The sequence below is a fragment of the Mesobacillus zeae genome (genome assembly GCF_003570705.1).
Taxonomy (GTDB): Bacteria; Bacillota; Bacilli; order Bacillales; family Cytobacillaceae; genus Mesobacillus_C; species Mesobacillus_C zeae.
This window is the reverse complement of the sequence record NZ_QWVT01000023.1, coordinates 82,292-108,644: the sequence shown is the minus strand read 5'-3', so window position 1 is coordinate 108,644 and position 26,353 is coordinate 82,292. Positions and strand designations below refer to the sequence as shown.

Here is a 26,353-nt window from a genome sequence, read left to right as displayed (position 1 = left end):
AAGCCGATATTTAGCAATCTACAGGAATGCTAAAAGGTGCTTGAGTTTAAGAAATTAAGGCTGATTCAGCTACAGGTGTAGGTCGCTTTTTTCTTATTCCACAAGAAAGATTGTGAAATATTGCACTTAAACTATTAGGTTGCGTTAGTGGAATAAGGAGTATTAAATTAATCAAACTTTTTTATAAAAAACAGTTCTGAAAAGTAGAAGAGAGCCATCGTATTGTTTTGATCAATCTTTGTTCAAAACAATGGCTTTTTATATGCAGTGAAATCAAGGATTTAGAGTGAATTTTAATCAATCTTTATTCTAAACCAACACCAACAAGGACAGGATATCGGCCAAACTCGCTCAAGGTATCGATCTGCTTCAACAATATATTGCTGAATATCAAGGGAGCGTTCGCTTTTTCAGAGCTCCTAATTGCTTGCCATAACAAAAAAGATTGACGCTGATTAAACACAGCGTCAATCTTTTTTGTTTAGTAATCATTCGTTTCCATTTTCTCTAGTATTAGAGCCATTTGTTGTAGTGCCGCTATTTCCGGAAGGAGGGAGGGCAGGCTCCTGGCCGCCGCCATTTTGATCGTCATCGCCCTGTCCGGTATCTCCTTCACCACTACCATTATCGCCCTGGTCGGTATCTCCTTCTCCTTGTCCGTCATCATTACCGTTCTCGCCGTTGTTGTTTTCATTGCCTTCACCTTGATCACCGTTGTCATCCTGTGCTGGTTCTTCACTTTCAGGCTCTTCAGGTTCAGGGACTTGGATGCTGGCTGTTGCAGGATCGCTTCGTTGATCACCCCTGATTGCGGTAATCTTGAATGAGTAAATCCCCCCTGGAGCAGGGTTGGTCACTTTCAGACTTGTGTCCGACGTGGTTGTCAGCACTTGGTCGGGACCCTCATCAAGTGAAGCTGTAACTTCAAATTTTACGCCATCCTTCTCTTTGTAGCCCCAGGATAGAGTGATTGCATTCTTTTTATCATCATAGCTCGCGTTAGCATTTGTCGGGCTTTCTAATTTGTCATATTTCTTGGAAACCTCTTTAGGCATGTTTCCTTTAACCGCATATTCCGTCACAATTTGTTCTTTAGGTGTGTACTTGCTCGCAAGCTTTGCTGGCATTGTTCCTTTTTCCACCGCTACCCTTACAACACTGTTTGGCATTGTAAAATCAGGTGTTTCCACATTTGCTGACACATGGGTCATAACGTCCTTGAACAGCAACTGCGAAATTTTCTGGTCATAGCCATTTGAAGGCAAATAATTATTGCGCTTTTCATAACCGGTCCATACTGCGGCCGTATATTTGGTCGTATAGCCGACGAACCAGGAATCTGGGACTGCACCGTCTGGTATATTGTATTTTAATTTATCTTCATCAGAATAGTTTGTTGTACCTGTTTTGCCGGCAACATGCAGGCTTGGAATGTTTGCATTCCCGTAGCCCGTTCCATATGGTTCCTTTAAAACGCTTTTCAGCATATCGCTGATCATAAACGCGGTATAGTCCTTCATGGCAACTTCGGTCTCAGGAGCCATGTCGATTTCCGTTTTGTCGCGCAGGACAATTTTTTTCACTGCATGCGGCTTCGTGTAGAAACCATTGTTTCCGAATGCGGCATAGGCACCTGCCATTTGCATTGGGGAAACTTCATCAGAGCCAATAGCCGAAGATTCATAAATTGGGTCTGGAAGCTTTAGTCCTAATCCAACGGCAAAGTCTCTCGCTTTTTCTGGTCCGACAGCCTGCAGAGCTTGGAGGGCTGGAATATTGCGGGATTTGGCAAGAGCCATTCTCATTGACATGACGCCTTCATAAGTATTGTTCCAGTTACGGATAGGCTGGCCGGTGGAGTATTGGTAAGGCTTATCCTCAAGCGCATGGTATGTTCCCCAATGGAGATGCTCGATGGCTGGGCCGTAATCAAGGACTGGCTTGATTGTCGATCCAGGCTGGCGTTCCAGATCCGTTGCATAATTGAAGCCGCGCTGGACGTTTTCTTCCTGCTTTCGCCCGCCGCCGACTGCGCGGATTTCACCTGTTTCAGTGTCGAGAAGCACGATGCTGGCCTGCATTTTTTCATCAGGGTAATTAACAGCTGCATCTGTGTTCAGAACATTTTCCACATGCGTTTGTGCATCTGGATCAAGCGTTGTGTAAATTTTAAGACCGTCAGAGAAGATATCAAAGTCTCCTTGTTTTTCCACTTCATCAATGACTGTATCAACGAAAGAATCGAAAGGTTTTTCGTTTCGATGCTTCCGGTCTTCTTCTTTTACAAGTGTCGAAGTGACTGGGACAGCTTGTGCTTCTTCCATTTCCTTCTTGGAAATAAACCCGTGCTGGTTCATGAGAGAAAGGACGACATTCCGGCGTTTCTCTGCTTTTTCAGGATTAGTGAATGGGTTGTAATTATTCGGGCTTTGAGGCATTCCTGCTAGCAGTGCCACTTCGTGAAGCTCAAGGTCTTTTAATTCTTTTCCAAAATAAATATCGGCAGCAGTGGCAACGCCATGGCTGTTCTCCGACATATAAATTTTATTTACATACATCTCAAAAATTTGCTGTTTGGAATACTTCTGCTCAAGCTGGAATGCAAGCCATGCTTCCTGGGCTTTCCGGCTGAGTGTTTTTTCAAATCCAAGGAAATAGTTCTTGACTACCTGCTGAGTAATCGTACTTGCCCCCTCCGAACCAAATCCGTTCGTAAAGTTGGCAACAACGGCTCCTCCAAGGCGAATTGGATCAATTCCGTGGTGTTTGTAAAAACGGACATCCTCCGTAGCCAGGAAAGCATCTTCAACTTGTTTGGGAATATCCTTATAATCTACATAGTCCCGGTTTTCGGAACCAACCTCTGTTACAAGGTTTTTGTTTTTATCATATATTTTCGAAGAAATCGGGTCCTTCAAAATTGATTCGTCAAGTTTAGGTGTATCTTGAATCATGAACGCAAAGGTTGCAATGCCTGTCAGCATACCGACTATTCCAAGAATCAAAAGGGAGATCAGCACTTTTTTGAAAGTTGACCTGGATTTTTTCTTATTGCCTGTGTTTCCCTTGCTTTCCTTGTTCCCCTTATTGCTTTTGTTGCCGGCAAGCTGCTTTCTGCGCTCCTCTCTAGTCTGGTATTTTTCTGTCATATCAGTTCATTCCTTTCTGGAGCAAAAAATCTAACTAAGTTTATAAAGATAATCTATTACTTTAATATAGTCAATCCTGGGCCGAAAGCCAAATATAATCTTGTGGCCTGATTGCTCCACTTCATCCTTCGTAATAGATTTTCGCCCTCCTGATTCCATTCGTGACCAAAAATCAAGCAAACGGCTTGCTTCCAGGAGGAAAACCTCACTGAGCGCAGTAAAGCTCAAAATCACGAAGGAAATGCCTCCCTGGTCCAGGACCGAGCTCATGTGGCTGATCTGGTGTGAATGGAAGTTTTTTAAGGGAAAAGAGGTTGTGAATTTAGTTTCCTTTGCTTCGAAGTCAATGTATTTTCCCTTGTACACACCGTTGTAATCAGTTGTTGACGCTTGTTTGAAGTAGGCTTCCCTAATTACTGCAGCACTTCTTTTCGGATAATCCACATTTACAATTTGCACTGGTGTCGGTTTTTTATGAATGACTGCAATGCCGCTTTCAAGATAGAAGGCGTTGGTTTCGTTTAAATCTTCTTCAAGTGTCATGCCCCTGTTGCTGTATACGAAGTTTTTGCCTTTTTGGGATTTACGGACGGCGTGCTCCATATTGCTGCTTTTCGGAACAAACCTTTTCCCGTTTGGATAATGAAAGTTCATATGTAGCCCCCTCGCAAACTACTACTTATCATACCAAAATCCGGCGCTTTGTGGTTGAATAATTGTTGCTGTTTTTCAGCAATATAACAACAAATGGCATAAAGGGAAAATGGAGGAATATTTTGGATGAGTTTAAAGCCCCCCCATCTGACTTCTGAGGAAGCCCAATTAATCCGGATCATCAGAAAAGAAACAAGCGCTTTAAATATTGATAATATTTCAAGGACAGCAGCATACCTTGAGTTTTACCTTAACAAGCCTGACATGATCTGGGCTTTTCTTGCCAGCATGGTCTCACGAAATGGCGGATATAATATGTGCGACCTTGAAGGTGATTGGTTTCCAAGGCTGATTGGGAACGAAAAGCGCCGATTGTTGTTTTTTGCATATGAACGGGCAAACTGGCTTATATTCAGGGACGCGTATTCACAGCTGTTGCTCTATAAGTATTCGACGAAATTTAACCGCCCGTTGTTTCACCTCCTGCGGCATCTGGATGTCTCTGAGTTTATGGAAAAAGAGTGGTACTTATATTGGAATAGAAGAAACCGAAAACGGCTGCTCACGGCTTTGATTATCAACGAACAAAATGTTATTCATAACATAGTTATCAAACACCATTTATACCGAAAAAAAGTATTCCGCTCATCGCTTTTTTCTTTTCAGGATTTTCTTCATTTCAGTTCTGTTTTGCTGCCCACCAGGGAAGGGGAACTGTACGGTGCCAGTGTTAATGGTTTTCGGTCTCTACATAAAAGAATAAATCTTGGGAAAAGGCTTGCCAGCATTCTTTTTGATCCTGAGCATTATCCCAGATTCCTTGATTTTGCCATAACCACTGAGCATACAGGGTCAAGGTATGATTATGAGCAGTATTTTCATTCTAGGAAAAAAAAGGACACTCCGTTCTTAAGATGTACTTTCCCCATTATCGAACACCATTTTCACAGCCAAAAGGATTGGTATTCAAGCACAAAATTTCATAAGAGCTGGATAGAGGGGGATGTCAGGCATATTCATCCGATAAAACTGACTCATTGGTTTACAGAAAAGCAGAGAAGTCTGCATATGATGATTACGTTAGGTGAACTATCTGGATTTCGGTTATAAATTGAAAAAAGCAAGGTTGCCCTTGCTTTTTGTTCTGCTGTTCATTCAGCCGGTCTGTCTGGCCCTTCCAGCTTTTTATCACCATAACCAGTCTTTTTCTCTTCCAGATTTTTTGGCTGCACTTTATTTTCTTTTTTTCCTTTACTCATGGATTACACCTCCCGTTCTATATTGTGTTTCAAGACATTAGGTTTCATTCATTGCGGCTCCTGTCGAAAACCGTTCGGGTATAAGAAATCACGCTTTCTTTGGCGAAATGCTTCTAGTTTTGTCACCCTTGGAGGACTGAAACGATCAAGGGCGAATATGGCTAAGTAACGAGAGTGGTAAAGGACACGGCCATAGACTCCTGATAGATTAGTACGGATCGGATCATGGACAGACCAGGCGAACAAAAAGCCAGAGGGGGATTTTATCATGAAAGCGGCAGGTATAAAAAAAGAAGAAATACTGACAATTCTTATGGAGATGCACGGACAGCTTGGGGAACTGGATACTGAATTTCAATCGGCTGTAAATATACACTGTGCTGATTGGTATGGAAAGCAGAATCAACTCCTTGCAGACTGCGACAAACGGTTAGATGTTCTTGAGGAAAGTTATTTCATTTCTAATTCGGGTATTTCAGATAGCAAATCCATGGATCTCACAAATCGAAAACCCGTCAGCCTTGAACTGGGGTATTGACTCGCCTAAAATGAAATAGCAGTATTAAAATACTTTGGATACTGCTTGCTTATTTTACCCAAACAGGAGGCAAGGATGGAAAATCTTCATAATCTCGCCAGACAGACATTAAGGTTAATAGAATATACAGAAAGAGCGGCTACCCGTTACGAAATGGCAAAAGAAACAGGGGAAAGTGGTGATTTCTTTTCGGAAGTCAAACCTTTTGCGGATCTTGTGAAACAGGAGGCAGATAGCTGGAAGGTATCGGCTGTTGAATGGATCATAAATAATCAGCCCAAAAACATCCATAGCAGGCAAATCGAAGCAACTGCTGAAAATATTGAATTGGTTTCCGTTCAGGCATTTTTTCCGGAAACGGGCCGGAAAAGATTCATGGGCTATATTCAGTCGATCCACTATGTCCTTGATTCCCTTCTTACTGCTGTCAACCAATTTCCACAGAAGGCGCAATTGAAAAATAAAAGCACCCTTTAGGGTGCTCAGGCTGTCGAGAAAGTCTCGGCAGCTTTTTTATAAATTCAACCTACAACATATAGTGGTTTAGGTAGTATTTTGATACTTGTATATTGTGGTCGAAGACAAATAAAACATCAAAAACCCTCTTTTTCAAAAGGTATTTTAAAATAAGGGGGTTTTTCTACAAGCTGAGCACCCTTTAGGGTGCTTTTATTCGTAGCTTTAACTGAGCAGCTAACCGGGCGCCTCCGCTTTTCTTTGTCCAGCTGCAGCGCCCAGCGTCTAGTGGACTTCGCCCACTTCCCTACGATAAGTCAACATCGATTCGCTACGCTCATCGTGTTTCCTTTATCTCAGTCAGTGTGCTCCAGTCCATACGCCGCTAACCGGGCGCCTCCGCTTTTCTTTATTAACAGGATTGCTTCATGTCATCAGGGGTGGATGCACCCTTGATTTCCAACTCACGAACAAGGTTTCGGTAGTCAAGAATGTTGATTTCGTTGTGTACATACGCCATTTTGGCAAAGTCCAGCAATTCATTCATGTTCCCAGGGCTATAGTCTCTCGTCTCGGCAAACTTCAACGTTAGTTCGTGAATGTTCATCAAAATTCCTCCCCTGTTACTTTCTTTCATCGTAGCATGAAAAAATCGATATAGATTGTATTTAAAAAATTGAGACTTCAGACAGAATTCTGCAGGATTTGACAAAGTTATGGAGGGAGCGAGGGTTTCACCATATAGGCAATCGAATCATAACATGCAGTAATGAATGAATTTGAGGAGGGATTCCCGTGTATGGAATGAACAGACAGATGGATACAACTTGGGGTTTTACGAATCCAGCCCAGCCATTGCGCCAGCTGGGGTATTATCACCCAGCCTATCAGAATGCCTATTGGGGAGGGCCGCTGCCTGGGCCAACTGGACAGTTTCCCTTACCGGCCCAGTATCCTTATCAGCAGCCGCAGATGGGTCAGGGCTGGAACGAAAATATACAGGATCAGGACTACTCTAAAATGCTTTTTGAAAACCCGCTGCAGCAAGGGGAAATATCGCCGTACGGCCAATACCAGCAGCATGCCCCGATGCAGCCTATGAACCCGTATCCAGCACAGCATTTCGCTCCGAAGCAGCCAACAGGAATGCAATCGATCATGAACTCTTTCAAAAGCCAGGATGGTTCGCTTGACATCAATAAAATGGTGGATACAGCCGGGCAAATGATGTCCGCTGTCACTCAAGTATCCTCGATGGTAAAAGGTCTTGGTGGGATGCTTAAAGCATAGGGGGAATGAAAAACAAGCAGGGGCTAAGACCTGCTTGTTTTTTCATTCATGGATTCTGATGCTTTTTCCATTTGGCTTGCGGACCCGGACTTCAAGAATTCCATCCTGGTATGAAGCTGTTATGCCGGATTCATCAATCGGATGGGACAAAGCGACGGTTCTGCTCGATTGTTGAAAGGCCTCTTTCCTAAAGTATGCCTTACTTTTGTCATCAGCTCCGCTCTGGGACTCATGAGATTCAATTGATATCGTTAAATGGCTCGCGTATGCCTCTAATTTGATTTGTTCTTTTTTTACACCAGGCAATTCCGCCGTGATAATATTTTCATTTTTTGTTTCGGATACATGAACTGGAAAAGAGGAGTGTGAGGATGATATCTGGAAAAAGTCATCCATTGTCTGCAAAAAGCCACGCACACGCTTTTCGCTTAAAAATACATTCATTGTATCAAGAAGTTCACCAAATGGCTGCAGCGCTTTTTTTTGTTGATCATAATCACTGTGCTTCATTAAATTTACTCCTTCCTAAAAACTAATTGTTCTCTATTTTATGCATTACCGTTTTGTCCTGTTCAACCCGTGCTCTCTGCCGCAGCTTTGTGAACGATTTTTGACATTTGGTCATAGTGTGATTTGAATCACACTGAAGAGATGAAAAGGAAGGTAACCTTAAAACAGGAAATAATCTGAAGTATGAAAAATAAGGGGGATCATTATGTTTTGTTATCAGTGTGAACAGACACCGTCAGGCGGCTGTAAAGTTGTTGGGGTATGTGGAAAAGATGAAACAATTGCGAGCATGCAGGATACGATGATTTTTGCATTGAAAGGAATTGCGGCATACCGCACACACGCGAACCAGCTTGGGTTTACCGATTCTTTTGTAGATAAGACAACACATGAAGCCTTGTATATGACCTTGACCAATTCAAATTTCAATGTTCAGGAACACATCGATATGCTGATGCAGGTTGGCCAGTCGGCTGTCCGGGTCATGGAACTGCTCGATGAAGCACATACATCAAGGCTTGGGATTCCTCAGCCAATCCGGGTATCACAGAACAGGATTGAGGGAAAGTGCATTGTTGTAACAGGGCACAACCTTTTTGCCCTTGAGGAACTGTTAAAGCAGACAGAAGGAAAAGGCATCAATATTTATACGCATTCGGAAATGCTTCCGGCACATGGCTATCCTGCCCTGAAGAAATATCCTCACTTAAAAGGGAATATCGGGAAAGCATGGTATGATCAGCGTCGCCTGTTTGAGAAGTTTCCGGGTGCCATCCTGGCAACAACCAACTGTGTTATGCCAATCAAAGGCAGCTATGCAGACCGGATGTTCTCCTATGAAGTCGCAGGGCTTGAAAATGTCCGAAAGATTACAGGGGATGATTTTGCCCCATTGATCCAAAGGGCATTAGAATTGCCTGAAGCAAATATAGAATCGGATGAAACGTTGCTGACGGGTTTTCATCATGAAACGGTTCTCGGGCTGGCCCCTGAAGTGATCGAGGCTGTGAAAATGGGGAAAATCAAGCGTTTCTTCGTTATTGCGGGATGCGATGCACCAGGAAAAGGCGGGGAGTATTACCGGGAGCTTGCAACTTCACTTCCGCCGGAAGCAGTGATCCTAACCACGTCATGCGGGAAGTTCCGCTTTAATGATGTAGATTACGGCGTTGTTCCGGGAACAGATATTCCAAGATACATTGACCTAGGCCAGTGCAATAATTCAGGTTCAACCGTGAAAATCGCACTGGCCCTAGCGGATGCTTTTGACTGCCCTGTGAACGAACTGCCTGTCAGCATCGTTCTCTCATGGTTTGAGCAAAAGGCAGTCGCCATTCTTCTAGGCCTTTTCAGTCTTGGCATCCAGGATATCCGGATTGGGCCTAAACCGCCTGAGTTCATTTCCGAAGGTGTCATGAATGTATTGCAGGAAACTTTCAATCTAAAATTGATTACAACAGCAAAGGAAGATATGGAAGAAATGCTCGGTCAATAATAGGAGAAAGAAACAAAAATGCCCGCTGCCGTATAATGGCAGCGGGTTGTTTAAATTAATTCATCAAGTAGATCATCAGGTTTGAGCCTCATATTTCCGTTCTCATCTGTTATAACGAGTCCGTCTTTCTTTATTTTCGTCAACGTTCTGCTTACAGTCTCTCGGGTTGTACCAATCATGTTAGCGAGATCCTTGTTTGTGAATTCCGATTTTAAAAGGACTGTTCCATCCGTTTGCTCTTCACCATGAAGTCTGCAAAGCCGGATTAACAGCTTGATGATTTGTTCGTATGTATTGTTCAAAATTTGTTCCTCGAGCCGCTCCTGAAGGTCGACAATTTTTTCTCCCAATACTTTAAACACTTTGATGGAAAGCTGTGGGTTATCCACCAGGACTTTTTCAAACTGGGAAATTGGCACCACCACCAGAATGGATGATTCAAGCGTCTCGGCAAAAGCAGGGTAGGAGCCCTTCCGGAAAAAACCGACGTGCGGGAACATTTCACCTTTTTTAAGGATGGCAACAATCTGTTCTCTGCCGTTTATATCGCTTTTGTAAACCTTGACCTTGCCATCGGAAATAAAATAGACATTTTCAAGCGGGTCGCCCTGAAGAAATATATGGCTGTTCTTTTTCCATTCTCTTGTTATTGAGATATCGGCAATCACTTTCATTTCCTCTGTACTCAAGTCCCTGAATAACATGAATTCTGAAAGGACTTTGATAATTTCTTCTTGATTCATCTTTTCATCCCTGCCCTTAAAAGAACCTTGTAAGGTCATTGTAACAAAAAAAAGATCCGATGTCCCCGGAAGGCTGAATTTCAGCGGTATGTAGGTATTCCCAGAAAATAGAATGATATAAATTGGTGCGAATATCTTTTGAAACGAACATTTATTCGGTAAAATAGAAATTATGAGGTGAATTGGATGAAGATGCGGAAAAGTTTGCAGGAAATCATGCAAGAGCTGAAAATAGATAATAAGATAAAGGAAAATATTGTCCATTGGCATACGGTGGAAGAGAAGTTGGCAAAAACTGTCCCGCTTCCTGAAGGGATTCATCCCTCACTGAAAGCTGCACTGCAGCAGCGGGGAATCAGTGAATTATATACGCATCAAAGAACGGCCTATGAATTTGCCAGCAAAAACCAAGGTTTTGTAGCGGTTACTCCAACTGCTTCAGGAAAAACACTTTGCTATAATCTTCCAGTTATACAACGGATCATTGAAGATCCAAATTCGAGGGCATTGTACATGTTTCCCACAAAGGCGCTTGCACAGGATCAAAAGAGCGAAATCAACGAGTTAATTCAGGAAGCCGGACTTGATATAAATAGCTATACATATGATGGGGACACTCCGGCGAATATCCGTCAAAAAGTCCGCAAGGCGGGCCAGGTTGTCATTACAAATCCCGATATGCTCCACTCTGCTATCCTGCCGCACCATACTAAATGGGTATCGCTTTTTGAAAACCTTCGTTTTGTCATCATTGATGAGCTACATATATATCGAGGAGTTTTTGGTAGCCATGTGGCGAATGTCATTAGAAGGCTTCGCAGGATATGCCGGTATTATGGAAGCGACCCTGTTTTTATCTGTACAAGTGCAACCATCGCAAATCCTCTTGAGCTTGCGGAAATGCTGACTGAAAAAGAAATGATGCTGATTGATAACAATGGCGCGCCTTCTGGGCGAAAGCACTTTTTGTTCTATAACCCGCCCATCATCAATAAACCGCTTAATATTCGCAAAAGTGCAACGCTGGAAACAAGGTGGCTCGCAGGACAGTTCTTAAAAAACAGAATCCAGACAATTGTATTTGCGAGAAGCAGGGTGAGGGTTGAAATCCTGCTGACCTATCTTCAGGAACTGGTAAAGAATCAGTTGGGACCAAAGGCAATCAGGGGATACAGAGGCGGATATCTTCCATTAGAACGGCGGACCATTGAAAAGGGGTTGCGGTCGGGGGAGATATATGGAGTAATCAGTACGAATGCTCTCGAACTTGGCGTCGATATTGGCCGGCTGCAGGTGTGTATCATGAATGGGTATCCAGGAACGATTGCAAGCGCTTGGCAACAGGCCGGCCGCGCAGGCAGAAGGCACGGAGAATCAGTTGTCATTATGGTGGCGAGTTCAAGTCCGCTTGATCAATATATCATTCAGCATCCGGATTACTTTTTTAGCCAGAGTCCCGAGACAGCGAGGATTAACCCTGATAATCTTATTATTATGGTGGACCATATTAAATGCGCAGCTTATGAGCTTCCCTTTAAAAAGGGCGAAACTTTTGGCATATCAGAAACTGAAGAGATTCTTGAGTATCTCACAGAGGAAAGAATCCTGCATCATCATGGGGAAAAATGGCACTGGATGAATGACGCATTTCCGGCTCATAATATCAGTTTAAGATCCGCATCCCAGGAAAATGTGGTGATCATTGACCAGTCTGATATAGCCAATGTAAACGTAATCGGTGAAATGGATACTTTTTCAGCGATGACTTTGCTGCACGAAGAAGCGATTTATCTCCACCAGGGAACCCAATATCAGGTTGAGAAGCTTGACTGGGAAGAGAAGAAAGCGTTTGTCAGAGAAGTGGACGTAGATTACTTCACGGACGCCAACCTTGCTGTAAGCCTGACAGTTCTTGAAGAAGACCGGCATAGAGAGCTGAAAGCAACAGAGGTTGGCTATGGAGATGTCAGTGTGAGAGCGATGGCAACCATTTTTAAAAAGATAAAGTTTGAAACTCATGAAAACATCGGTTCGGGGCCAATTTCACTGCCTGAAGAAGAGCTCCATACAAGCTCGGCCTGGATTTCCATAAACCAGGACTCTTCAGCGCTTTCACAGCAAAGGATTGAAGAGGGGCTAATAGGTGCCGCACAGGCTTTAAGGCATATTGTCTCTTTGTTTGTCATGTGTGACCCTGCTGATGTCCATGTTGTTCCCCAGGTAAAGGCTGCACATAATGAAAAACCGACCATTTTCTTTTATGATCGCTATCCAGGCGGCATAGGGCTAAGTGAAAAAATATACGCCAGTCTTGAGAACATCCTGTTACAAGCAAAACAGATGGTGGCAAACTGTCCATGCTCTTCGGGTTGCCCTTCATGTATTGGGACCGAAACTGCTTCTGAAACTGCAAAAAAGGATGCTGCAATTCTTCTGGCCTTGTTTTTGAAGAATCCGGATGGCGTGTAGGGGGAGGAAAAGCATTGTCGCTTAAAAATAAATTAAACAGGCTTAAACCTCACATTTCAGGAGGGAAACCATTAGCTTCAATTAATCAAAATAATATGGGAGACCAAATACCGTTTATCGAAAAGTGGAATGAGGAAAACGTGTTTCCTTATTTTTTTGACAATACGTATTGTCTTGTTAGAGAGGTGGAGTACTCGCTTTCCGATCGGCATGGAAATTACCAGTTTGCCGATTTCAAAGAAGCTGTGGAACAGTGGAACAAAGAGAGATTCTTCAGCCATCCTTTATCTGCAGCAGGCCATAATGCGGATGATCTGTTCTTTTTCGATACCGAAACAACAGGGCTAGGCGGAGGGACAGGCAATACGATTTTTCTTCTCGGACATGCTAGTTTCCAGGGAGAGAAGTTAATTGTGAAGCAGCATTTCCTTCCCCATCCGGGTGCGGAGGTGGCCTTATACCAAAGTTTTCTTGAAAATGTCAATTACACCACACTGGTTACTTACAATGGGAAAGCTTTCGACTGGCCGCAGGTGAAAACAAGGCATACCCTTGTAAGAGAACACGTGCCAAAGCTTCCTTTATTCGGGCACTTTGATCTTTACCATGCAGCCAGGAGAATGTGGAAGCACAAATTGGAGAGAATCAAGCTGAACGCCGTAGAAAAGGAAGTACTTGGTTATGAACGGAAAGACGATATTCCCGGATACCTCGCTCCGATGATCTACTTTGATTTTGTTGAAAGGAAGGAACCTGAAGGGATTTTAGGGGTCATGGAACATAATGAACAGGACATTTTATCGCTCATAACCCTATATACACACCTAACCCGCCAGCTCCTTGGTACGGATCCTGACATAAGTGCGAAGGAATCTTTTGAAGTCGGCCGCTGGTTCTCCTATATCGGGGAAACCGATAAAGCAAAGGAAACATTCAGTTCACTTTCTGAAAGCGAAACGGAAGAATCACAGGCAGCAAAGCTTGCACTTGCATTAGAATATAAACGTCGTAAAGAATGGGAAAAAGCAGCGGAATTATGGAAAGCTGTCGCGGACGGAGACGGAAAGTGCGGCCAATCATTGCTTGAGGCATGCATTGAACTTGCAAAAGTGGAGGAGCACAAAAGAAAAAATACAGAGTTAGCTTTAGTTTATACAGAAAGAGCGCTAGGTTTGCTTGAAAGTCTGGAACCTGGTAGGAAGAGGGATAGGCTCCTAGGAGAATGCCAGAAAAGGAAGGGCAGACTGATTAAAAAAACATTTCCCGGGCAAGCGCATATTTCGTCAATTTAACGGCACCAAGCGACAAGTTTTTAATAAATCCCGAACTGTAACAAAATTTTCATATTTTCCCACTAAAAAAAGAAAGTTCTTAGTTGTATACCTCTTTATTCCCAGGTAAAATATTAGATTGAAAACATGAAAATTAATAATTACGGGGCGGGATATATGTATAAAGCGGTATTAGTGTTGTTTTTTGTCGTATTATGCTTAACGATGATTCTTTTTACAGGGTTGAAGGATAATTTTTATACTTTTATGTAAAAAATTGGGCAGGCTGAAAGGGATATTGTAAGAAAAATAGGTGTTTTCATTAGTACAAGAGTCTTCCTCGGGTCATACGCTGTTAATGTAAAATAAAAAAAATACCCATGAGGAAGGAGTTTTAAGTAATGTTTTGCAGACCAAATATTTTGCCGGCAATTGTCCACCCAACGAAGTGCTGCGTTAACAATAGTTTCTCCGAAAATGTCGTGCCGCATATCCATCCGGCTCACACCACAAATATAAACCATGTGAAATTCGACCACGTTCATTTCTTCCCGCAAACACAATCGGTGATAAATGAGGTGAGCCATCAGCATTTTTATGGAGGAGGAGGACCAGCTGCTCCAACTCAGGTTTCGCCAATGGGATCACCAATGGCTGGCCCTATGGGTGGGCCTATGGGCGGTCCAATGGGCGGTCCAATGGGCGGTCCAATGGTATTGCCAATGGGATCTCATCATGGTCCGCGCCCTGGCTTTAAACATATGTATCGCTGATAGCATTCCTGCAAGGGCTTCATAAGGAGCCCTTGCTTTTATTATTTGTTGTTTTGCTAATATTTCTTTATTGTTGAATGTGATAATAATTCCAGTTCCGAGTGAATACATTCACTAGGGGATTGCAAAAGGAGATCAAATGGCGAAAGTTGCAGCAGTATCAGGCTATAAAGCATATGAATTGGGAATCTTTAAGCCTAATCACCAAGCTGCAGAATACATAAAGGCAGCACTCCTGAAACAGCTTGGAGCATTGGCGGAAGAAGGATTGGAATGGGTAGTCATCACAGGCCAGCCAGGTGTTGAACTCTGGGCAGCCGAAGCAGTCTTCCACCTTCAGGAATATTTGCCGGATTTAAAGCTGTCCGTCATTACTCCGTTTTTAAATCAGGAAGAGAAATGGAGTGAAACTAACAGGGAATGGTATGAGTCTGTTTTAGCAGGTGCCGACCATGTTGATTCAGTATCGAGGAAGCCTTATGAGAAGCCATGGCAGCTTCGTGCAGCAAATGAGTTCATTGTTGGAAAAACAGACGCGCTTGTCCTTCTTTATGATGCAGAAAAAGAAGGAAGCCCAAGATTCCTTTATGAGGCAGCTAAAAGGAGGCAGGAAACAGAGCCATATGATATAAGATTGATCAGTTTTTATGATCTCCAGATGATTGTTGAGGAAGAAGAACAGAAAAAGCTCGATTATTAGACTATAGTCCAAAAGAAAAATTGACAAAAGGCAAGGTTTTTGAAAGAATATAATTTGATGATTGGGCATATCGAGGTGAGAGAAATGATATCCGATAAAGTGAAGCTAAATGCTAAAGATATTTTGGAAAAAGAATTTAAAACAGCAATGCGCGGATACAAGCCGGAGGATGTGGACAAATTTCTTGATGACATTATCAAGGATTATGAAGCATTCCATCAGGAAGTTGATGATCTGCAACAGGAAAACCTGCGTTTGAGGAAGCAGCTTGAAGAAGCTTCGCGCCGGCCGAGCACACAAGCAGCCGGGACGACTAACTTCGATATTTTGAAGAGGCTGTCTAACTTGGAAAAACACGTGTTTGGAAACAAATTGTACGATTGACCTGTATAAGCCATTTTTGTAAAAACAATCCCATTGCTATTTTGATCTTGATTACTTATAATAATCAATGTAGTCGTTAATAGCGTTCGGGTAACCGCTGCAGCTTGCTGCAGAGGAAAGTCCATGCTCGCACAGGCTGAGATGCCTGTAGTGTTCGTGCCTGGCCAATTCATAAGCCAGGGCAGCCGGGAATCCTCCCGGCTGACGGCTGGGAAAATGCCTAAGTCGGGTAACCGATATGGCATGAATACCTATAAAAGTGCCACAGTGACGAAGTCTTTTCAGAAATGGAAAGAGTGGAACGAGGTAAACCCCGCGAGCGAGAAACCCAAATAATGGTAGGGGAACTTTCTCGGAGGAAATGAACGAAGAGAAGGACAGGCCGCCTGGTCTGTAGATAGATGGTTACCGCCTCAGTGCGAGACTCTGAGTCGCTTGCAGCACCGAGGAACAAAACATGGCTTACAGAACGTTATTAGTCGATACAACTAACGTAATCAAATATTTGTTACGTAAAGCACTTCCATGTGGAAGGGCTTTTTTATTTGCCCCTGCCTTTAACTAAATGGGAGGCTTGGTGATTCCACTTGAAAACTGTTATGATAGAGGTTCAGTAAGTAATTATCTATAAGGGTGAAAACATGAAACCATATGAATTGATTGCAACCTCCGCCATGGGGCTTGAGGCAATTGTGGCCAAGGAAGTGAGGGCTCTTGGGTACGAATGTGAAGTGGAAAACAGCAGGATTACCTTTAAGGGAGATGAGCTTGCGATTGCCCGGGCCAATCTCTGGCTTAGGACAGCAGACCGTGTCAAAATCAAGGCCGGCGAATTTAAGGCATACAGCTTTGATGAACTGTTTGAAAGGACAAAGGCTATACCATGGGAGAACTTTCTTCCTGTAAATGCTGAATTTCCTGTATCGGGAAAATCGCAAAAATCCAAGCTCTTCAGTGTATCCGACTGCCAGGCTATTGTAAAAAAAGCTATTGTTGAACGTTTACGTAAACATTACAAGAAAACTGACTGGCTCGAGGAAAATGGTCCGTTGTTCAAAATTGAGGTATCCCTGGTAAAGGACACGGCAATTTTAACAATCGACACAAGCGGAAGCGGACTGCATAAACGGGGCTACAGGACAGGGCAGGGTGAAGCGCCATTGAAAGAGACGCTTGCTGCTGCCCTCGTGCTCCTGACAAACTGGACACCTGATCGTCCGTTCGCGGATCCCTTCTGCGGTTCTGGCACAATTCCAATTGAGGCTGCACTGATTGGCCAAAATATTGCCCCAGGCTTTAACAGGGAGTTTGTTTCCGAATCATGGAGCTGGATGTCTGATTCTGTTTGGGAACAGGCTAGAAATGAAGCGGAGGATTTGGCGAAATATGATCAGCCGCTCGAGATCACGGGCAGCGATATAGACCATAAAATGGTTGCAATTGCCGCTGAAAATGCTTTTGAAGCAGGACTGGGAGATCTTGTTAGCTTCAAACAGATGAGAGTGCAGGATTTCAGTCCAAAAAAAGAGTATGGCGTGCTTGTCTGCAATCCTCCATATGGGGAGCGGATTGGTGAAAAGAAGATGGTTGATCAGATATATAGGGAGCTGGGAGAGACTTTCTCAAGCTTTGATACATGGTCCTATTATATACTGACATCAAACGAGCATTTTGAGGGGCTATACGGCAAGCCGGCAACAAAGAAAAGAAAACTGTTTAATGGATTTATCAGGACCGATTACTACCAGTATTGGGGAAAAAGGCCGCCGAGAAAAGAATAGAGGCTTGATAAGTACAAGGTATCCTGATGGATACCTTGTTTTTTTTTGCATGACAGCCTTCCAGTGGGGCGATAATAAAGAAAAGGAGGCGAAGATAATGAATGATTGGAATGAACAAGGTGCACCGAATAATAATTTGGATCAAACAACAATCCGCACATCGAAGCTTGTCGGGAAAGAAGGGCTGAAAGGTCAGGGATTTACTGAGGAACTTTCAGATGGTGGAGAAAGGGACAAAGCGGTACAAAAGCAATTAAAGAGACGTCAGCCAGGTATGTAAAACAGGATTAACGGGAATAATAGAGCCATTCGCCTAATATAATAAAATGAATGATAAGAATGGGGGAAGGCCTATGCATGAACCGTCAATTGATTATGATAAAATATACAGGGCTTTATTACATACGAGAGATATCGCTAAGGAAAGAGGAGTTTACGGGCCGGCTTTCCATAACCTCGAATCGGCAGAGCAAAATCTCCGGCTTGCCTTGGTTCATGGACTTTCAGTCTGTATAAGGCAGTAGGAAGAAAATAAATTGGTTCAGGCAGGCTAAAACAGTGGCAGACCGCCCGGATGTTTATTATAATGAAATGGTTTAATATAATAAATTAGAGAAACGACACTACAGCGCCTTAATAGGCGCTTTATCATTTGTTCGGAGGGATTATATGCCTGGCAGCCTGCCTTTTACAATAGAAAAGACTGAAAATTTTTATGAAAAACTCGGAGACTGGATTGGAGACGTTTTTTACGATATTTTGCCGGAGGCGGGATTTGAATTAAGGGACGAGCAAATTTATATGGCTTTCCAGCTGGAAAAAGCATTTAAGGAAAAGAAGTCAATTTTCGCGGAGGCCGGAGTCGGAACCGGGAAAACAATCGTTTACCTGCTGTATGCAGTCTGTTATGCCCGCTATACAAGGCAGCCTGCAATCATAGCATGTGCAGATGAAACTTTGATAGAACAGCTTGTCAAAAAGGAAGGGGACATCAAGAAGCTTGAAAAGGCCCTTAATCTTAATATTGATGTCCGGCTCGCCAAGTCGAGGGACCAATACCTATGCCTGAACAAGCTTGATGCTCAAGTTTCGAGGGATTCAGAAGTTTTTGATGATGTATACGACAGCCTGCCCAGGTTTGCTCTGGGTGAGGGCCAGGTCCTTCAGAAATTTGAAAAGTATGGTGACCGCAAGGATTATCCTGAACTGCCTGATGAACACTGGGCGAAGATCGGATGGGATCCTTTACAGGACTGCCTTGCCTGCAGCCGCTATCACCGTTGCGGAATGACCCTGCAGCGCGAACATTATCGAAATGCCGCTGACATAATAGTCTGTTCCCATGACTTTTATATGGAACATATATGGACACGGGAATCACGAAAGAGGGAAGGCCAGCTCCCGTTTTTGCCTGAAAGCTCGTGCGTAGTCTTTGATGAGGGGCACCTTCTGGAATTCGCCAGCCAAAAGGCACTGACCTACAGGTTTGCAGAACGGACGCTTGAAACCCTTCTTGAAAGAATTATGGGAAATGATATTAGGGAAAGAACATTGCTGCTTATGGAAGAGGCACTTTCTTTAAATGAGCACTTTTTTACGGAACTCGCAGCAAATAGCACAGATAGCCAGTCATCTGATAAGATGGCGGTCCATAAAACGGAAGGCATCATGAAAAAAGCGGACAGGCTCCTGGCGCTTATTGATGAAATACAGGAGGAACTTGTATTTGAGAGCGAAATGTTCATTCTCAATGAATATAGCCTGAAAATTGTTGAAGAATATCTCGATCAAATCAGTTTTTCTCTTTCCTTATTTGTCCGCAGAAGAGAAGGTATCAATTGGCTCGAGAGCCGCTATGGAGAGAAAACGCTTGTGATCATGCCAAAAATGGTCAGTGAAATCCTTCGTAAGGAAGTGTTCTCAGAAAAGAAACCGTATGTTTTTTCTTCTGCTACATTGTCAGACCGAAAGTCTTTCGAATACGTAGCTTCCAGCCTTGGAATTGATGATTATTTATCTTTTTCTGTTGATTCACCGTTTGATTATGGAAGCAGGATGAGCATTTCCATACCTGAATTCCCTCAAGGTGATTTTGCTGGAAAGGCGGATTTCACCTTGGAAAGATTAATAGATACGGGCGGGCACGCGCTTATCCTCTTTTCAAACAAAGCTGAACTACATTCCTTTAAAGAGTTTATCGGGGAAGATACACCTTTCCCTGTCCTGTTTGAGGGTGATGCGGAAATTAGCACGCTTGTTTCAAGATTTCAAAATGAGGCGAATTCTGTCCTTTGCTCTGTGAACCTTTGGGAAGGCCTTGATGTACCAGGCAGCTCGCTTCAGAATGTTATTATTTTCTCACTCCCGTTTCCGCCGAATGATCCTGTTTTTTCAGCAAGAAGAGAAGAAGCGGCTGACCCGTATAACGATGTGGACTTGCCTTACATGCTTCTCAGGCTGCGCCAGGGCCTTGGTCGCCTGATCAGGACGCATGAAGACAGCGGGAGGGTGGATATCCTTCTTGAGCAGGGAATATCTGAGGAAACACGCTCCAGTATTCTTGAAGTCCTGCCTGTTCCACCAGCTGCTGTGTAAAAAGCCTGTCATGTAGTATAAATGCGGCCGTTCTCCTTGAGAGATGGGCCGCATTTTTCGTGAACGGTTTCTGAAATTTCAATGGAAGGCTCATTTTTTATTCAAGTTCAGTGTATTCGAGCCGAAAAAAGTTTTGGAAGCTTGTAAGAAAACGATAAAAGACCACAGAAAATAGTTTTTTCGGCGGTCTTTTTAGTTTTCTTTTTTAGTATCTGCTTCATAGCATTGAAAACATTGCAGGGAACCGGAGTCTGTGTGAACACCATTAAGAAAGCCATCAAGACAATAAATTGTTTTGCCGCATGTGTCACATCGGCCTACCATTTCCTCCATCTTCTTGCCTCCCTTTTCATCATGATACCATGGCTGCCCAAGCAAAATAACTTTTCTCCATCCTATTCCCTGATATACCAGAAAAATGGCAACGGCCTGCCGAATACATGAAGGCTTGGCGTCTATTAGCGGCCATCCAACATATTATAGTGTAGGAGGGGGAATCATATGCGATTGCGAAAAAGGGTGATCAAGAGGGGGCCTCTTTCCCTCAACCAGATTTTTATCATTACGTTCATTACCTTTGTCATCTGTACATTCCAGAGCCTTTGGCTGATCAATAAGTATATTGAACCCACCCTGATCAGCGTTGCGGAAACAAAAGCAAGGCAGTTTGCGGCACTTGCCATCAATGATGCGATTTCAACGGAGATTGTCGGTAACCTAGATATGACGGACTTGATTATCATCCATAAGGATAAGGATACGCTTGGCTACAGCTTTAACCCGAAAATATATAATAAGGTCATCTCGGATGCTTCAAAAAGAGTTCAGCATAACCTTGATAATATTGTAGACACATTGCCTGAAGAGGAAAATGAAACAAACCTAAAAAAAGGCAAGGATAATAATGGTGAAAAAATCATTTATAATATTCCGCTCGGTATGGCTACAAATAACACTTTGTTCATGAATATGGGCCCGAAAATCCCTGTTAAATTTGAAATCCTTGGAAACGTCATATCGGATGTGGAGACAAGGATCAAGCAAACCGGAATTAACAATACCTTTCTTGAAATATATGTAAAAGTAACCGTGCAAATGAATGTGGTCATCCCGCTTGTCGAAAAACAAATCGAAATTTCTAATTCTATTAAAATTGGTGATTTATTTTTACAGGGGGATGTACCACAATATTATAATGGAAACAGTGGGGGAAAAAGTGATGTTAACCCTATTATCGTGCCGGATGGACAATAGAGTCGGTGAATAAAAAGGAAGAGGCTGGCAGAATTACTGCCAGCCTCTCCCTTTTACAAGACTACCAAAGCTTATATCCTTTGGAGCCAATTGGCGCATTTTCAATCATATCAATAAATGGAATGGTGTATGCGAAAAGTATCAAAAGGACGGTGATTCCAAGCCACAACTTCCAATTCTCAAATACCATTGGAGTTTTTTCGGCTTTTTCAGAAGTTTCTCCAACCGGGAATTCCTCTTCACCTTTCGGAGCAAAGAAAGCCAGATTGATAAAGATGTAGAGCATAAGGATAATTCCCAGGAACAAGATGGACCCGCCGATTGCTTGTGCGACCTGGTATGGAATCCATTCTGCAGCCTGAGCTGCTCCGCCGTATTCAGAGTAGGAGGAGCGGCGCGGAGCTCCCAGCAGCCCGGCAGCATGCATAGCACCGGACATAAAAGTCATTCCGACAGCCCAGAAGACGGCCTGGATAATGGCAAGTTTGTTCAGCGCTTTTGTCAGTGTCCTGCCTGTCAAGTGAGGCACAAGCCAATAGGTGATGCCAAAGAAAGTCAGGATAACGGCTGTCGCCAATGTCAGGTGGAAATGTCCTGTTATCCAAATCGTATTATGGACCACCTGATTGAGTTGGTGGGAGGCATTGATAATACCGCCCGCACCAGCGGGAATGAATGAAAGCATACCGATAAATGGAACAGTAAAACGAGCATCTTCCCATGGAAGAACCTTCACCCAGCCAAAAAGTCCTGTAGCTCCTTTTGAACGTCCATACGACTCGAAAGTTGCGAACAGCGAAAAGGCTGTCATGAGCGATGGAATGATGACTAGGAAGGTAAGGATGACCTGCAGGAATTTCCAGGCAGGATCAATTCCCGGTTCTGTCAGCTGATGGTGAAATCCAACAGGGATAGAGAACAGCAGGAACAGAATGAAAGACATCCTTGCAAGCGAATCTGAAAAAATCTTTCCGCCAATGACTTTCGGAATGACCACATACCATGCCATATAGGCTGGAAGCAGCCAGAAATAAACGAGCGGATGCCCGAAATACCAGAACAGCGTCCTGCTGACCAGGACATCGACACGGTCTACAAGGCCAAGCGACCATGGAAGAAGCTGAATCAATACGGTTGAAGCTACGCCGATTGTTGCGACAATCCATAGAATCGTATTGACAAGTGACATAAACGTCAATAGCGGGCTTGGTTTTCCTGGATTTGCTTTTCTCCAGCGAGCATAAGCCATGATGATAGCCGCACCATCCAGCCAGCTGCCGACAATGACGAGGGTAAGGCCGATATAGAAGAGGGCGTGTGCCTGCAGTGGAGCGTAAAAAGTATAAAGCACAGATGCTTTATTTAAAAGGATCATTGCTGCAGCCATCAAGGTGCCTGCAGTCATTAGCCAAAAGCCGATCCACCCAATCAATCTTTGCCTATTTGTCAGAGTGCCGGAAGTTTTGCTGACGGCAGCTAATTGAAAGCCCATAATAAAAAAGGTAGTCAACACGAGGCCTAAAACAACGCCATGAACCGTGAGGATTTGATAGTAGCCAATCCCTGCTGGAAGCTCAAATTTTCCCGAGCGGACCAGTGTTTGAAGAAGACCAGCGAGTCCGCCGAGAGCAAGCGCGATAAATGCGACATAGAAGTGAGCCATCGCCAGTTTGCCGTCGCGGCGATCAACCGTTTTCAGTGCAGCTGTTTTCATGATTCCACCACCTTAATCTTTGAGGTCATCATATGGTGCCCTGCCCCGCAATACTCATTGCAGACGATCAGGAACTCTCCTGTTTTATCAAATGTCGTTTCGAATTCACTGATAAAGCCAGGCTCAAGCATCATATTGATGTTGGTTCCGGCTACCTCAAATCCGTGAATTACATCTTTAGTTGTCGCAATCACTTTGACTTTAGCCCCTTTTGGTACTTCTATTTCTCCAGGATTATAGTTGAATGCGGATGCAACGAAGACTAGTTCGTAATCCCAAGCCTTTCCTTTTACTTTCTTCAGGCCGGGCTTGTTGAACGGTTTGGTTGTATCCACTTTCTCCGGATTGATGGTTGCCAGGCAGCTTGGAGGCTGGTTGCCAAGATAAAAAGCGCTTACTCCAAGTACCGATAAAAAGATGAGAAGTGTTGTCAATCCGAAGATGAGCCAGATCTTTTCATACTTATGAATATGCATTGCTACTCTCTCCCCTTAATGTTCTTAGTTAAAAACGATCCATAAATAGATAGAAAACGCCAACCCACGTGATGATCAGGAATAATCCGACCAGGAATACAGAAATGAGTGTTCCTTTCAGCGAGGATGTATCTTCTGTTTTTGTGCTTGTTTTCTTTTGAAGTCCAGGCTGTGCCATTGAGCTCAACTCCCCTTTGAAAAATTGAAAAAATCAATGATTACTTTTTCATCATACAAAATTGAACATAAAGTTCCATACGCTTTTGGTATTTCACAAATTGTTCATTGTTTCTGTATTCACTATGGAAGTAGTGGAAAGTTGTTATACCGGTGATTTAAATCACAGTCCGAAGATTGTAAATGTGGACATTTTGTGAAAATGATATTGTGATGTTTTGAACAAGAGTGATGAAAGTCTCTCTTTGGACAAACAACAATGGAAAACATATGCAAGTATTTTCACATATCTTTCAGAGAGATAAATATTTGAAAATTATATCTAATTACGAATAATAATACTATTTAAAATAAAAAATGTTCGTTTTTTCAACTAAAATGTTGAAATCATTATAGAATGATAATATAATTGTTTTAAAATTTGATAGTAGCACTTGTATAATCGCAGGGATAAGGCCTGCAAGTTTCTACCGGTCGCCGTAAACGAACCGACTATGAGTGGGCAATGGGAAGCTGCCGGAATGATAGCTTCTTTTCTTCCGATTATTCGGCCCGGGAACATTGCTTCACTTCATAAACGAGTGAAGCAATGTTCCCGGGCTTTTTTAATTTGATTGAGAAAAGGAGAAGTGAATGATGAAAGCACTGGAGCAAAGGATTATAGAGGCAGGTAAAGTGCTGGGCCCGACTGTATTGAAGGTGGATTCTTTCCTCAATCACCAGATAGATCCACAGCTGATGTATGAAATGGGAAAAGAGTTTTCTTATCTTTTCAGGGAAGAGAAAATTACCAAGATTTTAACAATAGAGTCCTCTGGCATCGCGCCGGCAGTTATGGCAGGACTCCAAATGAATGTACCGGTCATTTTCGCGAGAAAGCGTAAATCTCTGACATTGACTGATAACCTGCTGACAGCGCATGTATATTCTTTTACGAAAAAAGAAACGAACGAAATTTCAGTTTCGGGTTCTTTCCTCAATCATGATGACAGCATTCTAATCATTGATGACTTTCTTGCAAATGGAGAGGCAGCTCTCGCACTGGCGAAAATTGTGGAAGACGCTGGAGCTTCGGTGGCAGGTATAGGCATTGTCATTGAAAAAGCGTTTCAGAATGGTGGAAAGAAACTGAGAGAAAAAGGCTTTAAAGTTGAATCACTTGCGAGGATCAGTTCCCTGGAAAACGGCCAGGTGGAGTTTTTATCGAATGAATTGGAGGAAACCATACAATGAAGGAACATCCATTAAAAGTCGCATCCCTTGGCATTCAGCATGTATTAGCGATGTATGCGGGAGCAGTCATAGTGCCTCTGATCGTTGGAGGGGCTCTGGGGCTCGATGGCCGTGAACTGACATATCTCGTTTCGGTTGACATTCTTATGTGCGGTATCGCTACGTTGCTTCAAGTATGGAAAAACAAGTTTTTCGGAATCGGCCTTCCAGTGGTCCTAGGCTGTACCTTTACAGCGGTCGGCCCGATGATTGCAATTGGAGGAAAATATGGTATACCAGCTGTCTATGGGGCTATCCTCGCATCTGGCTTATTTGTTCTCCTTATTTCAAATTTTTTTGGGAAGCTTGTAAGATTCTTCCCGCCGGTGGTGACTGGTTCTGTTGTAACAATCATTGGGATTACACTGATTCCTGTAGCAATGAACAATATGGCTGGCGGTGTTGGCAGCCCTGACTTTGGTTCTTTGCCAAACATATCCCTAGCATTTGGAACGCTCCTGTTCATCATTGTTTTGTTCCGGTTCTTCGATGGCTTTATCCGTTCTATTTCCATTCTCCTTGGCCTGGTTGCTGGAACGGCGGTGGCTATGTTCATGGGTAAGGTAGACTTTTCCGCAGTTTCGGAAGCATCCTGGTTCCATATTGCACAACCTTTTTATTTCGGAATGCCTACATTTGAAATCACTCCGATCCTTACAATGATTCTTGTAGCTTCTGTCAGCCTTGTCGAATCAACAGGTGTATATTTCGCTCTTGGCGATATTTGCGATGAAAAGCTGACTGAAAAAGATATGGCGGCAGGCTACAGGGCAGAAGGGCTTGCCATACTTTTCGGCGGTATATTCAACGCTTTTCCTTATACGACCTACTCCCAAAATGTCGGGCTGATTCAGCTGTCAGGAGTAAAAGGAAAAAATGTCATCTATACAGCAGGCGCATTCCTCATCATATTAGGGCTTATGCCGAAAATTGGCGCACTTACAACAGTCATTCCAGCGAGCGTTTTGGGCGGGGCGATGGTTGCGATGTTCGGCATGGTTGTTTCATACGGCATCAAAATGCTTAGCGCAGTTGATTTTTCTTCACAGGAAAACCTATTGATCATCGCGTGCTCGGTTGGGATGGGTCTCGGGGTAACAGCAGTGCCGGAATTGTTCTCAAAAATGCCTGAAAGCCTGCAGATCCTTACAGGGAATGGAATTGTCGCAGGCAGCATTACAGCAATCCTCTTAAATATCGTATTCAATGTCATTCCTTATAAAAAACCAACTGCCCTTCCTGCAGTCAAACAGCAGGCATCCTGATTGGCAACTTTTTCTGCCTTTTTCATCACATTTCCTATCTTTGCGAATAAACTATTAGTAAAGTGATCGTCCAGGGAAGTGAAGGGGACATGCAGAAGTATTATTGTGAAAGGTGCCTGCGGCTTTAT

The 26,353-nt window shown here is 43.3% G+C and carries 26 protein-coding genes, 1 other RNA gene and 1 riboswitch; of the genes, 18 read left to right on the top strand and 9 right to left on the bottom strand.

Features of this window, described 5'->3' with window-relative positions:
- Positions 1–488: 488 nt before the first annotated feature.
- A complete protein-coding gene (locus tag D1970_RS13970; RefSeq protein WP_119113484.1) occupies positions 489–3,149 on the bottom strand; it encodes a penicillin-binding protein 1A in 2,661 nt (886 codons plus the stop codon).
- A 30-nt stretch (positions 3,150–3,179) separates the two neighbouring features.
- Positions 3,180–3,803, bottom strand: a complete 624-nt coding sequence (recU, locus tag D1970_RS13965; protein ID WP_119113483.1) for a Holliday junction resolvase RecU — start codon at positions 3,801–3,803, stop codon at positions 3,180–3,182.
- Positions 3,804–3,929: 126 nt separating this feature from the next.
- Here recU and D1970_RS13960 point away from each other — a divergent pair, with 126 nt between their 5' ends.
- The 3 genes from D1970_RS13960 to D1970_RS13950 all read left to right on the top strand — a co-directional run bounded on the left by D1970_RS13960 (position 3,930) and on the right by D1970_RS13950 (position 6,077).
- Positions 3,930–4,913 (top strand): DUF2515 family protein, encoded by a 984-nt coding sequence (locus D1970_RS13960; RefSeq protein ID WP_119113482.1) that lies wholly within the window; start codon positions 3,930–3,932, stop codon positions 4,911–4,913.
- 417 nt (positions 4,914–5,330) lie between these two features.
- Entirely contained in the window at positions 5,331–5,600 is a 270-nt protein-coding gene (locus D1970_RS13955; protein WP_119113481.1) for a hypothetical protein, read from the top strand.
- A gap of 75 nt (positions 5,601–5,675) precedes the next feature.
- The gene (locus tag D1970_RS13950) at positions 5,676–6,077 is read left to right on the top strand and encodes a YppE family protein (RefSeq protein WP_119113480.1); all 402 of its coding nucleotides are present in this window, start codon (positions 5,676–5,678) and stop codon (positions 6,075–6,077) included.
- Between the two features lie 391 nt (positions 6,078–6,468).
- Here D1970_RS13950 and D1970_RS13945 read toward each other — a convergent pair whose 3' ends face one another.
- Positions 6,469–6,663 (bottom strand): YppF family protein, encoded by a 195-nt coding sequence (locus D1970_RS13945; RefSeq protein WP_119113479.1) that lies wholly within the window; start codon positions 6,661–6,663, stop codon positions 6,469–6,471.
- A gap of 197 nt (positions 6,664–6,860) precedes the next feature.
- On the opposite strand from D1970_RS13945, the gene D1970_RS13940 reads away from it, so the two are divergent.
- Positions 6,861–7,346 carry a YppG family protein gene (locus D1970_RS13940; RefSeq protein WP_246370259.1) on the top strand — a complete coding sequence of 162 codons (486 nt, stop codon included), beginning with the start codon at positions 6,861–6,863 and terminating at the stop codon, positions 7,344–7,346.
- Positions 7,347–7,388: 42 nt separating this feature from the next.
- On the opposite strand, the gene D1970_RS13935 is transcribed toward D1970_RS13940, so the two are convergent.
- On the bottom strand, positions 7,389–7,856 hold the full coding sequence (locus tag D1970_RS13935) for an Hsp20/alpha crystallin family protein (RefSeq protein WP_119113478.1): 468 nt from the start codon (positions 7,854–7,856) through the stop codon (positions 7,389–7,391).
- Positions 7,857–8,061: 205 nt separating this feature from the next.
- Here D1970_RS13935 and hcp point away from each other — a divergent pair, with 205 nt between their 5' ends.
- Complete coding sequence (hcp, locus tag D1970_RS13930; protein WP_119113477.1) at positions 8,062–9,351, top strand: hydroxylamine reductase; 1,290 nt, start codon at positions 8,062–8,064, stop codon at positions 9,349–9,351.
- Between the two features lie 50 nt (positions 9,352–9,401).
- Here hcp and D1970_RS13925 read toward each other — a convergent pair whose 3' ends face one another.
- Positions 9,402–10,094 (bottom strand): Crp/Fnr family transcriptional regulator, encoded by a 693-nt coding sequence (locus tag D1970_RS13925; RefSeq protein ID WP_119113476.1) that lies wholly within the window; start codon positions 10,092–10,094, stop codon positions 9,402–9,404.
- Between the two features lie 186 nt (positions 10,095–10,280).
- On the opposite strand from D1970_RS13925, the gene D1970_RS13920 reads away from it, so the two are divergent.
- The 10 genes from D1970_RS13920 to D1970_RS13880 all read left to right on the top strand — a co-directional run bounded on the left by D1970_RS13920 (position 10,281) and on the right by D1970_RS13880 (position 20,067).
- Positions 10,281–12,563 (top strand): DEAD/DEAH box helicase, encoded by a 2,283-nt coding sequence (locus tag D1970_RS13920; protein ID WP_119113475.1) that lies wholly within the window; start codon positions 10,281–10,283, stop codon positions 12,561–12,563.
- 14 nt (positions 12,564–12,577) lie between these two features.
- The gene (locus D1970_RS13915) at positions 12,578–13,855 is read left to right on the top strand and encodes a ribonuclease H-like domain-containing protein (RefSeq protein WP_119113474.1); all 1,278 of its coding nucleotides are present in this window, start codon (positions 12,578–12,580) and stop codon (positions 13,853–13,855) included.
- A 380-nt stretch (positions 13,856–14,235) separates the two neighbouring features.
- Positions 14,236–14,607 carry a spore coat protein gene (locus D1970_RS13910; protein ID WP_119113473.1) on the top strand — a complete coding sequence of 124 codons (372 nt, stop codon included), beginning with the start codon at positions 14,236–14,238 and terminating at the stop codon, positions 14,605–14,607.
- A 139-nt stretch (positions 14,608–14,746) separates the two neighbouring features.
- Positions 14,747–15,307, top strand: a complete 561-nt coding sequence (locus tag D1970_RS13905; protein WP_119113472.1) for an SLOG family protein — start codon at positions 14,747–14,749, stop codon at positions 15,305–15,307.
- Positions 15,308–15,391: 84 nt separating this feature from the next.
- On the top strand, positions 15,392–15,691 hold the full coding sequence (gene gpsB, locus D1970_RS13900) for a cell division regulator GpsB (protein WP_119113493.1): 300 nt from the start codon (positions 15,392–15,394) through the stop codon (positions 15,689–15,691).
- Positions 15,692–15,773: 82 nt separating this feature from the next.
- Positions 15,774–16,161: RNase P RNA component class B (gene rnpB / locus D1970_RS13895), an RNA gene on the top strand.
- Between the two features lie 171 nt (positions 16,162–16,332).
- The gene (locus D1970_RS13890) at positions 16,333–17,472 is read left to right on the top strand and encodes a THUMP domain-containing class I SAM-dependent RNA methyltransferase (protein WP_119113471.1); all 1,140 of its coding nucleotides are present in this window, start codon (positions 16,333–16,335) and stop codon (positions 17,470–17,472) included.
- Between the two features lie 97 nt (positions 17,473–17,569).
- On the top strand, positions 17,570–17,752 hold the full coding sequence (locus D1970_RS13885) for a hypothetical protein (protein WP_119113470.1): 183 nt from the start codon (positions 17,570–17,572) through the stop codon (positions 17,750–17,752).
- Between the two features lie 73 nt (positions 17,753–17,825).
- A complete protein-coding gene (locus D1970_RS22440) occupies positions 17,826–17,996 on the top strand; it encodes a hypothetical protein (protein ID WP_181213415.1) in 171 nt (56 codons plus the stop codon).
- A gap of 145 nt (positions 17,997–18,141) precedes the next feature.
- Positions 18,142–20,067, top strand: a complete 1,926-nt coding sequence (locus tag D1970_RS13880; protein ID WP_119113469.1) for an ATP-dependent DNA helicase — start codon at positions 18,142–18,144, stop codon at positions 20,065–20,067.
- Positions 20,068–20,259: 192 nt separating this feature from the next.
- On the opposite strand, the gene D1970_RS22435 is transcribed toward D1970_RS13880, so the two are convergent.
- The gene (locus D1970_RS22435; protein ID WP_181213414.1) at positions 20,260–20,400 is read right to left on the bottom strand and encodes a hypothetical protein; all 141 of its coding nucleotides are present in this window, start codon (positions 20,398–20,400) and stop codon (positions 20,260–20,262) included.
- Between the two features lie 168 nt (positions 20,401–20,568).
- Between D1970_RS22435 and yunB the strand changes: the two genes are divergently transcribed.
- Positions 20,569–21,321 (top strand): sporulation protein YunB, encoded by a 753-nt coding sequence (gene yunB / locus D1970_RS13870; protein ID WP_119113467.1) that lies wholly within the window; start codon positions 20,569–20,571, stop codon positions 21,319–21,321.
- A gap of 61 nt (positions 21,322–21,382) precedes the next feature.
- Here yunB and D1970_RS13865 read toward each other — a convergent pair whose 3' ends face one another.
- Genes D1970_RS13865 through D1970_RS13855 form a run of 3 tightly spaced genes read right to left on the bottom strand, consistent with a single transcriptional unit; the run spans position 21,383 to position 23,689 of the window.
- A complete protein-coding gene (locus D1970_RS13865; RefSeq protein ID WP_119113466.1) occupies positions 21,383–23,035 on the bottom strand; it encodes a b(o/a)3-type cytochrome-c oxidase subunit 1 in 1,653 nt (550 codons plus the stop codon).
- Positions 23,032–23,511, bottom strand: a complete 480-nt coding sequence (locus D1970_RS13860) for a cytochrome c oxidase subunit II (RefSeq protein WP_119113465.1) — start codon at positions 23,509–23,511, stop codon at positions 23,032–23,034. Before D1970_RS13860 ends, D1970_RS13865 begins: the two co-directional genes overlap by 4 nt.
- A 28-nt stretch (positions 23,512–23,539) precedes the next feature.
- The gene (locus D1970_RS13855) at positions 23,540–23,689 is read right to left on the bottom strand and encodes a cytochrome c oxidase subunit 2A (RefSeq protein WP_119113464.1); all 150 of its coding nucleotides are present in this window, start codon (positions 23,687–23,689) and stop codon (positions 23,540–23,542) included.
- Positions 23,690–24,102: 413 nt separating this feature from the next.
- A riboswitch (purine riboswitch) is annotated at positions 24,103–24,203 on the top strand.
- A gap of 121 nt (positions 24,204–24,324) precedes the next feature.
- Here D1970_RS13855 and D1970_RS13850 point away from each other — a divergent pair.
- Both D1970_RS13850 and D1970_RS13845 read left to right on the top strand, forming a co-directional pair.
- Positions 24,325–24,921 carry a xanthine phosphoribosyltransferase gene (locus D1970_RS13850; protein WP_119113463.1) on the top strand — a complete coding sequence of 199 codons (597 nt, stop codon included), beginning with the start codon at positions 24,325–24,327 and terminating at the stop codon, positions 24,919–24,921.
- Entirely contained in the window at positions 24,918–26,225 is a 1,308-nt protein-coding gene (locus D1970_RS13845; protein ID WP_119113462.1) for a nucleobase:cation symporter-2 family protein, read from the top strand. The genes D1970_RS13850 and D1970_RS13845 overlap by 4 nt, the downstream gene beginning before the upstream one ends.
- The last annotated feature ends 128 nt before the right edge of the window (positions 26,226–26,353 follow it).

Excerpts from the sequence above, each read along its gene's own strand:
- D1970_RS13925 (WP_119113476.1), bottom strand. The coding sequence starts at position 10,094 with ATGAATCAAGAAGAAATTATCAAAGTCCTTTCAGAATTCATGTTATTC.
- hcp (WP_119113477.1), top strand. The coding sequence starts at position 8,062 with ATGTTTTGTTATCAGTGTGAACAGACACCGTCAGGCGGCTGTAAAGTT.
- D1970_RS13860 (WP_119113465.1), bottom strand. The coding sequence starts at position 23,511 with ATGCATATTCATAAGTATGAAAAGATCTGGCTCATCTTCGGATTGACA.
- D1970_RS13970 (WP_119113484.1), bottom strand. The coding sequence starts at position 3,149 with ATGACAGAAAAATACCAGACTAGAGAGGAGCGCAGAAAGCAGCTTGCC.
- D1970_RS13955 (WP_119113481.1), top strand. The coding sequence starts at position 5,331 with ATGAAAGCGGCAGGTATAAAAAAAGAAGAAATACTGACAATTCTTATG.
- D1970_RS13880 (WP_119113469.1), top strand. The coding sequence starts at position 18,142 with ATGCCTGGCAGCCTGCCTTTTACAATAGAAAAGACTGAAAATTTTTAT.
- D1970_RS13885 (WP_119113470.1), top strand. The coding sequence starts at position 17,570 with ATGAATGATTGGAATGAACAAGGTGCACCGAATAATAATTTGGATCAA.
- D1970_RS13960 (WP_119113482.1), top strand. The coding sequence starts at position 3,930 with ATGAGTTTAAAGCCCCCCCATCTGACTTCTGAGGAAGCCCAATTAATC.
- D1970_RS13890 (WP_119113471.1), top strand. The coding sequence starts at position 16,333 with ATGAAACCATATGAATTGATTGCAACCTCCGCCATGGGGCTTGAGGCA.
- D1970_RS13865 (WP_119113466.1), bottom strand. The coding sequence starts at position 23,035 with ATGAAAACAGCTGCACTGAAAACGGTTGATCGCCGCGACGGCAAACTG.
- D1970_RS13950 (WP_119113480.1), top strand. The coding sequence starts at position 5,676 with ATGGAAAATCTTCATAATCTCGCCAGACAGACATTAAGGTTAATAGAA.
- D1970_RS22435 (WP_181213414.1), bottom strand. The coding sequence starts at position 20,400 with ATGGAGGAAATGGTAGGCCGATGTGACACATGCGGCAAAACAATTTAT.
- D1970_RS13910 (WP_119113473.1), top strand. The coding sequence starts at position 14,236 with ATGTTTTGCAGACCAAATATTTTGCCGGCAATTGTCCACCCAACGAAG.
- D1970_RS13945 (WP_119113479.1), bottom strand. The coding sequence starts at position 6,663 with ATGAACATTCACGAACTAACGTTGAAGTTTGCCGAGACGAGAGACTAT.
- D1970_RS22440 (WP_181213415.1), top strand. The coding sequence starts at position 17,826 with ATGCATGAACCGTCAATTGATTATGATAAAATATACAGGGCTTTATTA.
- D1970_RS13940 (WP_246370259.1), top strand. The coding sequence starts at position 6,861 with ATGAACAGACAGATGGATACAACTTGGGGTTTTACGAATCCAGCCCAG.
- gpsB (WP_119113493.1), top strand. The coding sequence starts at position 15,392 with ATGATATCCGATAAAGTGAAGCTAAATGCTAAAGATATTTTGGAAAAA.
- D1970_RS13850 (WP_119113463.1), top strand. The coding sequence starts at position 24,325 with ATGAAAGCACTGGAGCAAAGGATTATAGAGGCAGGTAAAGTGCTGGGC.
- D1970_RS13845 (WP_119113462.1), top strand. The coding sequence starts at position 24,918 with ATGAAGGAACATCCATTAAAAGTCGCATCCCTTGGCATTCAGCATGTA.
- D1970_RS13920 (WP_119113475.1), top strand. The coding sequence starts at position 10,281 with ATGAAGATGCGGAAAAGTTTGCAGGAAATCATGCAAGAGCTGAAAATA.
- yunB (WP_119113467.1), top strand. The coding sequence starts at position 20,569 with ATGCGATTGCGAAAAAGGGTGATCAAGAGGGGGCCTCTTTCCCTCAAC.
- D1970_RS13855 (WP_119113464.1), bottom strand. The coding sequence starts at position 23,689 with ATGGCACAGCCTGGACTTCAAAAGAAAACAAGCACAAAAACAGAAGAT.
- D1970_RS13935 (WP_119113478.1), bottom strand. The coding sequence starts at position 7,856 with ATGAAGCACAGTGATTATGATCAACAAAAAAAAGCGCTGCAGCCATTT.
- D1970_RS13905 (WP_119113472.1), top strand. The coding sequence starts at position 14,747 with ATGGCGAAAGTTGCAGCAGTATCAGGCTATAAAGCATATGAATTGGGA.
- recU (WP_119113483.1), bottom strand. The coding sequence starts at position 3,803 with ATGAACTTTCATTATCCAAACGGGAAAAGGTTTGTTCCGAAAAGCAGC.